This is a genomic window from Acinetobacter sp. IK23 (assembly GCF_035615275.1).
GTDB classification, from domain to species: domain Bacteria; phylum Pseudomonadota; class Gammaproteobacteria; order Pseudomonadales; family Moraxellaceae; genus Acinetobacter; species Acinetobacter seifertii.
In genome coordinates this window covers 1-1139 of sequence record NZ_JANBNX010000064.1, presented here as the reverse complement: position 1 = coordinate 1139, position 1139 = coordinate 1, and the positions used below count along the sequence as shown (strand labels likewise).

Sequence of the window (1139 nt, the reverse complement as noted above, 5' to 3'; positions counted from 1 at the left end):
CGAAGAAATGGACGATGCCAATTCAAAATTGGCGTTTAGCAATGAATTGGTTTACGATTCAGTTCGATGATCGATTAAAAGATCATTTATAAAAAATGGAACTTACACAAAATAATTTACAGGCTCTTAGTTTCTGACCTTACAAAGAGATATAAAGGTGTTACACCTGAAGCTTTATCGAATATTCTAAATCCTATACTTCTACCGATAAAAAGCTTAGATAAAACTATTTTTAAGGTAGCAGGCCAAACTCACTATAGAGCGACCTTTGAGATTGAAATAACCTCAGAAAACGAAACTATTTTACAAATAGGAAGAACTGGTAAATTTATACCATCATCATTCTTGACAGATGGTGCATGGAAAGAAATAGCAAAAGGCCGAATTATTTCTATTGATTTAACCAAAAATGTGGCTGTTGGAGAGATTTATGTTGGAAACTCTTCTCTAAAATCATTGCAAACACAGTTAACCGATTTATCCGAAAATGATTTATTGGAGATTGATCAATATGGTGCTGCAGCAAAGGTTTTAAGTTCTCTTTCTGAATATTATTTAGCTCAACATGGTAAGGAAAACGGATATAAAGTTATTCGTATGCCTGAAGATATGGCTAAACATTTAGGAGCATATGCTAATTTTGACTTTACGTTTGAAAAGAACGGAGTAAAAAAAACAATAGAAGTTAAATCTTTATGGGGTACTGATACAAGATATGCACGATTAATTCATAGTACTACAACTGCTCCGAAAGGTGATCCGAGTACTTGGACTCCAGATCAAATTAAAAATTACTATCCAACAAGTAGTTGTAAATTTTCTACTCAAGATATTTTTGCAGTAAACCTATTTTTAAGAACGGGTAATATTTTTGATTTCGCATTTGCTAAGTCTGTTAGTAAAGCTGTTGATCCTATACATGGCTTATCTTTTGCAAAGCAATATCCAAATCATGTTCATCAGAATCCACTATGTGAAATCGATAATGTAGTATGGTTTTCAAATATAGATGATTGATCCTAGCCAAAATAATGGACAGTACTTCCCTCTAAAGATAACGTAACGTTAACTTTGGAGATCCAAGAAATGGCCAAACGTTTTAGTGCTGAATTTAAACAGCAAGCAATTGATTATGCACT

1 protein-coding gene is annotated in these 1139 nt (G+C 32.8%); it reads left to right on the top strand.

The window, feature by feature from the left end; all coding sequences use genetic code 11:
- Positions 1-345 precede the first annotated feature (345 nt).
- The gene (locus tag MSG95_RS18855; RefSeq protein WP_324624971.1) at positions 346-1017 is read left to right on the top strand and encodes a hypothetical protein; all 672 of its coding nucleotides are present in this window, start codon (positions 346-348) and stop codon (positions 1015-1017) included.
- Positions 1018-1139 lie beyond the last annotated feature (122 nt).